The following is a 6,020-nucleotide window of genomic DNA, read 5'->3' as shown; positions in this document are numbered from 1 at the left end:
GGCCCGACAGTATAGGCGTTAAACTGAGCGTCGGAAATCGGCGTCGTGGCAGGAACCCCATTCTTCTGGCCATGGTTCGCAGCGGCCACCAGCTTTTCAGCCCTGGCGTTGGCGGCATCGTTGGCTTCCTGCTGGCTTACGACAACATCGATTCCGACGGCCAGTACAATAACGGCAACGACGGCCAGTGCCTTAGAGAGTCGGCTGTACGATCGCCGCTTTGCTTGGACGGCGTAGAGAGGCGAACCTTTTCTGGGCCTACCAAGGTACTTCGAATGAGTCTTCTTCCTGGACACGCTACCCAGTATAGACTAGCGCTTTGCGAATCTTCTGCTCAGTACGGCTAGGGAGGTTAGAGCGCCGACGACTGCCGCGAAGGCAAGCAGAGTCTGCCCGATATTGTTGGTGAAGATGCCAAAGCCGGTGTTAGGCGAGCTTGGTGAACTTACAGTGATTGTGTACGAAGGATCTTGCGTGAACGTACCCGTCGTGCCGGTATTATCACTGGCAGCAATCTCAAAAGTATAGGTACCTGCGGTTGTCGGAGTGCCGCTTATGGTGCCAGTCGTCCCATTGAACGAAAGGCCGGGAGGCAAGGAGCCACCTGTCAGCGAGAAGCTTACGGTCCCTTGAGAACCAGTGGTGCTAAGCGTCTGGCTATAAGCCTGGCCGGAGACGGCTGCTGCTAAGCTTGAGCTGTTGGTTATTGAAACGAGATTGAATTCTAGGACACGGTTGTTGAACCAGTCGCTCACGAACATCTGGTTGTTAGATGTATCGAGGGCAATAGCGGCCGGGAAGTTCAGAACAGTCTGGCCGACTCCGTTTCCGGCACCAGACCATGTTGACTGGCCGATAAGCGTAGAGGCGTTCTCGCCATTTGTGATACCGCTTGAGAGCGGGTAGCCTAGTATGCGGTTATCGTTTGCGTCAACGACGTAGAGTACGTCATTGACCGAATCCCAAACTAAACCGTATGCCCCAGCTATATTGCCTTGGTTCGCGCTTCCTGAGTCGGTATCAGAGGTATAGCTTGTGGTCCCCAGCACATATGAGGCGTTCTCGCCGGTCGTCGAGAGGTTAGTCGTACTGTAAGCCAGTACCCGGGAGTTTGCTGGGTCACTGACCCACACCAGCTTATCGGCTGAATCGTAGGTAATACCTGTCGGGTCCATATCGTTGGCAAGCTGGAAGGCTGAGGAGCTTAGCCCGCTTTGGGTCTGTCCAACGGCGCTAGCGGTAAAGCTTGCCTGACCGATAACATATGAGGCGTTCTCGCCGGTGGCCGAGAGGGCGCTGGTGCTGAAAGCAAGCACTCGATAGTTAAGGCCATCCGACACAAAGACCAGGTGGTCATTCGGGTCAAGAGTAAGTCTGTTCGGATTATGAAGAGTCGATTGAGTGTCACCAAAACCATTGGAGGTAAGCCCGGTCTGGCCAAGAACGTAGCTCGCACTCATATCATCTGAAAGATTAGCGGTATTAAAGACCATAACTCGGTTGTTGTTGGTATCTGCGACATAGAGAAGGTTATTTGTCGAATCAAAGGCGAGACCTTCGGGGTTCGACAGGCCAGAGGCAACGTCCGAACCAGCTGCTGTTGCAGTCACGCTCACCTGGCCAAGAACATACGTGGCCGTTGTGCTGGTAAGATTGTTGGAGCTACTAAGAGGATAGACTAGGACACGGTTGTTGACTGTGTCAGCGACGAATAACCTGTGATTGACTGTGTCGACTGCAATACCGCCGCCACCCGGATCTATATTGAGGCCGGCACCAGATACGGAGCCACCAGCGTTAGCACCAGTGTTAGTATAGTTCGTCTGGCCGATAACCTGGGAGGCAGGATACGCACCCGATAACGCATGCGCCGACTTCGTAGAGAGCGGTACAAATAGGGCTGAAGCTACTAGAAATAGTGAAATCGCAAGCAACACAAATTTAGAGGCTGTGTGGTTGCCTCTTCGTCTTGTTTTCATTGTTTGTCCTTTTTTAATGTCATGCAGACTTAACGGTGGACGCTTATATTATGTTAGGTTAAGGTCAGTGTAGCATAAGCACTTCTCTAAACATGTGTGATGGTTATCACATATTACAACACTCTCATTTATCTGGTTCTCTCTTGAAAATAAGTTATAGTTAGAGTAATGAGACAGATCTTCCGAATTCTTCGGTTTACTTCAGAACTGCGCTGGTACTACGTCTGGATAGGTATCTTTACCATATTGCTCTCAGTTATGAGCCAGCTTCAGCCACTCTTCACAAAAGGTGCGATAGACCAAATTACTAATCAGCTTCATGGCGGCAAGGCTGATGTCGCCCTGGTGGCCATCTTCGCCGTAGCCGTCTTCTTGACCGATCTTGGCCAGACGCTTCTGAGTAACGTTGCCGGCCATCTCGGTGACATGATGGCTATTAAGGTTCGCCGCCTCATGAGCCAGCGCTACTACGCACATCTGATGACCCTGCCGCAAAGCTACTACGACTCGGAACTCTCCGGTAAGATTATCAACCGCATGAACCGAGGTATTGATCAGATTAGCGACTTCATGCAGATGTATAGCAACAACTTCTTGCAGTTCCTCTTCAGCACTATCTTCTCCCTTGTCATCGTATTCTACTTCTCGTGGCCAGTCGGCCTCATGCTGTTACTCCTCTACCCTATCTTTATCGGCCTGACAGCCAAAAACAGCTCAACCTGGCAGGGGTTTCAGAAGAAGATCAATGAAGAACAAGATATCGCTACCGGTCGTTTCACGGAGTCAATCGGCCAGATAAAGGTTGTCAAAAGCTTTATCCAAGAGGCACGTGAGCTGGCTTTCTTCAAGAAACGGCTCGATACGGTCGTTAACACTACCAAGCCACAGAGTCTCTTCTGGCATAGACAGGACGTCTATCGCCGGTTAGTTCTCAACTTTATCTTCCTTGCCGTCTATGTCTACATCTTCGTCGCAACCGCTGAACGCCACTACGATCTGGGCACTATGGTTCTGTTAATCCAGTATGCCACATTGATCCGCATTCCGATCTTCAGCATCAGCTTCTTGATTGACCAGACCCAGCGGGCCGTCGCAAATACCAAAGACTACTTCGAGGTTATGGACGTCAAGTCAACTATCACAGACCAGCCAAACGCTCGTAAGTTACGAGTCAACAATGGTGAGGTCGCCTTTCACGCTGTCACCTTTGCCTATGACGACACGCCTGTTCTTAAAGGATTGAACTTTAGTCTCAAGCCAGACAGCAAAGTAGCCATCGTCGGTGAGAGCGGTGAAGGCAAGACGACCGTTACCAATCTATTGATGCGTCTTTACGAGCCACAAGCCGGCGAGATCACCATCGATGACCAGAACATCGCTGACGTCACCCAAGCCAGCCTCCGCTCCCAGATTGGTGTCGTATTCCAAGATCCCGCCCTCTTTAGCGGAACCATCCGTGAGAATATCAGCTATGCAAACCCGAAAGCTTCCGACAAGGAGATAAAGGCAGCCGCTAGGGTTGCTAACGCGGATAAGTTCATCGAGAAATTCGACAATGGCTACGAGACTGAGATTGGTGAGCGTGGCCTCAAACTAAGTGGTGGCCAGAAACAACGGATTGCAATCGCCAGGGCCCTGCTTAAAGACGCCCCGATCCTTATCCTTGACGAGGCGACTAGCAGCCTCGACAGCCGCAGCGAGATCCAGGTTCAAGAGGCCTTGAAAGTTCTTATGAAAGGTCGCACGACGCTCATCATTGCTCACCGTCTTAGCACTATCCAGCAGGTTGATCAGATCATTACTCTCAAAGGCGGAATGGTCGACGAAGTGGGCTCGCCAGCTGAGTTGGCTAGGACCGACGGGGTGTACGCCCAACTACTGAAACTGCAGCAGGGTCATAGTGATACGGCTCGCAAGAAACTCAAAGAATACGGAATCGCCGGATAGTCCTACATAGCACCAACGATGGGCGTACTCGGTGGAGTCGAACTGGCAGGAGGTGCTGGTGCCGGCGGAACTGGTGGAGTTGGAGGCTGAGTGGGTGGTTGAGTTGGAGGAACAGGTGGGACCGGAGGTTGTGTCTGACCAAAAGATCCTGAGCTCGGGCCGACTGGTCCGGAGCCTGTAGGTGCACCGGTCATACCAGACTTATCGACATGGTTAAAGGCGTCCTGAACGAGTGCCATCCCGATTGGCCCAATCAGCCACAGGACGACAAAGGCGAGGATACCGTTGAACTTGCCGTTTGTAACATGCTCAACGCCCTGAGAGTACTGCCAGAGCCACCAGATACCGCCAATGATCGGGATTAGCCAGATCCAGGCTGTCATAATGTGCTCGCCTCTCTTGTTCATCTCCCCTTTGGTCTTAACCAGCCAGTACCAACCATAGATACCCAGGGTGACGATGCTAAGAATTAAAACAACAATAGGGCTTCGCTCTTTCATACGTTACACTCCCTCTAATTCATTACTCTTAAGCTTACGGTCAAGCTCGCATTTTAGCAAGAACGAGGCTGTAACTAGTCGACGCTGTAGTAACTCGTTTCGAGAAGGCGCTTATATGGGTTCCAGGCCTGGTGCGCCTTCTTGTGTGTGAGAGTGCTCAGTTTGACAAGAATGAGTAGCAGCATGGTCAACCCGGCCGCCAAGAAACCGGCAATGAGCTGGTAAATAAGGATATGCCCCGTATTGATCGTGATGATGAAGCCGGTGGTAATACCGTAGAGAACCGCCATGATTGCCCACTCATGACTGTAGATCTTATTGGCCAGAAGCATCGAAAACTGAGTCCTATTGCTCTGGTTATCGACGAGCTTATCGAGGAGTTTATCGATCTGTTCTTTGTACCTGCCAGTGTAGTTAACGCATTCGGTTATCAGCTCTTCATACTCTTTCTCACCCTGAGCCGGTTTTCGCTGTTTGGCACAGGTCTTCAAGTAGACATCGAATCGTCCGCGCAGAGAATCCTGCAGTTCAATAGGTAGCCTTTTGAGATCGAGCACCATCTCGAAGATGGCGTTTGCCTCGCTACGGGCCACTTTATGCATATCCTCAATTCGGGACTTCTGCGACGAGAGGATCGGCGATAGGTAGAAACCATATAGAAATGAGTTGACCGAGAAGAGGGCGAGCGCCCCAGTATTAAAGTTCTGCTTGGGTAGTACAAAAATCAGGACTAAAAAGATGAAAAGAAAGATAAAAATATACCAAGTCAGACGTACTTTTAGGAGCAGAAAATTTCTCATGAGTATGAGTATAGCAAAGTCTCAAACAGGCAGCATTTTAGCAAGCAACGTCTTGGTCGAGTTGTTGGTGGCGAGCCACAAATTGCATCAGAAGTGATTGACCGCCAGTAAACTGATGGCCCCTACAGTACGTCATTGCCTGTCTGGCAGTCGACCAGGTTGTTGCTCCCCAGCTTGGCCAGTTATTTATCCAACTCCCCGTAATCTCGTCCCATTGAGCAGTTGTCGAATAGATACCCACTATCGAAACACCGCTTGCCACCAAAGCATCATGTTCGCCAAGCAGGCTCTGCTGATTCTGGTTTGGATCATTCGTCCAACTATTAACCGTTTCGACGTCGAGCCACCAGGTCTGGCTGTGAACACCCTGGCTCGTAGCGTAGGCATAGGCGTAGAGCCCTTGGTTGTAACCGTAGTCATAGGCAATACAATTAAGATCACCCGCTACGCAGACCTTTGGTGTAACCATATACTTCTGGGCATTTGCCGCTGTAGCTCCTGGATAGCCAGTGTTTGCATAGAGGCTGACATTGGGAAAATGTACGGCTTCATTTGCCAGACACGGGTTTTCGGAAAAGCCGAGCCCTCCTTCGACGCCGACGATACCAAAGCTGGTTCTTGGGACGAACGCGTGGCAGTTTGGGTAGCTTATATCAACGCCGGTGCTGCCAGTCTGATAGAGCACACTGGCAAAAGCAGCGTTCGCTGTCGCAAGTAAGATAAGAGTCGTCGTTACGGCGCCAAACAAACCAGTATGTAACAATTGAATCAGCTTCACACTAACATTATACGCT

The 6,020-nt window shown here is 50.8% G+C and carries 6 protein-coding genes; 1 reads left to right on the top strand and 5 read right to left on the bottom strand.

What is annotated here, in order from left to right:
- The coding region (locus tag VGS28_03125) for a hypothetical protein (protein ID HEV2412771.1) at positions 1-296 on the bottom strand (296 nt) is incomplete at its 3' end.
- A gap of 15 nt (positions 297-311) precedes the next feature.
- Positions 312-1,979 carry a putative Ig domain-containing protein gene (locus VGS28_03120; protein ID HEV2412770.1) on the bottom strand — a complete coding sequence of 556 codons (1,668 nt, stop codon included), beginning with the start codon at positions 1,977-1,979 and terminating at the stop codon, positions 312-314.
- Between the two features lie 168 nt (positions 1,980-2,147).
- On the opposite strand from VGS28_03120, the gene VGS28_03115 reads away from it, so the two are divergent.
- On the top strand, positions 2,148-3,926 hold the full coding sequence (locus VGS28_03115) for an ABC transporter ATP-binding protein (protein ID HEV2412769.1): 1,779 nt from the start codon (positions 2,148-2,150) through the stop codon (positions 3,924-3,926).
- Positions 3,927-3,928: 2 nt separating this feature from the next.
- On the opposite strand, the gene VGS28_03110 is transcribed toward VGS28_03115, so the two are convergent.
- The 3 genes from VGS28_03110 to VGS28_03100 form a co-directional block, all read right to left on the bottom strand.
- Positions 3,929-4,426, bottom strand: coding sequence for a DUF4234 domain-containing protein (locus tag VGS28_03110; GenBank protein HEV2412768.1), 498 nt, complete (start codon positions 4,424-4,426; stop codon positions 3,929-3,931).
- Between the two features lie 74 nt (positions 4,427-4,500).
- Positions 4,501-5,226, bottom strand: a complete 726-nt coding sequence (locus VGS28_03105; protein HEV2412767.1) for a hypothetical protein — start codon at positions 5,224-5,226, stop codon at positions 4,501-4,503.
- A gap of 37 nt (positions 5,227-5,263) precedes the next feature.
- On the bottom strand, positions 5,264-6,004 hold the full coding sequence (locus VGS28_03100) for a hypothetical protein (protein ID HEV2412766.1): 741 nt from the start codon (positions 6,002-6,004) through the stop codon (positions 5,264-5,266).
- Between the last annotated feature and the right edge of the window lie 16 nt (positions 6,005-6,020).

The organism is Candidatus Saccharimonadales bacterium (genome assembly GCA_035945435.1).
Classification (GTDB): domain Bacteria; phylum Patescibacteriota; class Saccharimonadia; order Saccharimonadales; family DASZAF01; genus DASZAF01.
The sequence above is the reverse complement of the archived record's forward strand: the minus strand, read 5'-3'. Positions and strand labels throughout refer to the sequence as shown.

Bases quoted from the DNA above. Each gene is read 5' to 3' on its own strand.
- VGS28_03120 (HEV2412770.1), bottom strand. From the start codon at position 1,979: ATGAAAACAAGACGAAGAGGCAACCACACAGCCTCTAAATTTGTGTTG.
- VGS28_03115 (HEV2412769.1), top strand. From the start codon at position 2,148: ATGAGACAGATCTTCCGAATTCTTCGGTTTACTTCAGAACTGCGCTGG.
- VGS28_03110 (HEV2412768.1), bottom strand. From the start codon at position 4,426: ATGAAAGAGCGAAGCCCTATTGTTGTTTTAATTCTTAGCATCGTCACC.
- VGS28_03105 (HEV2412767.1), bottom strand. From the start codon at position 5,226: ATGAGAAATTTTCTGCTCCTAAAAGTACGTCTGACTTGGTATATTTTT.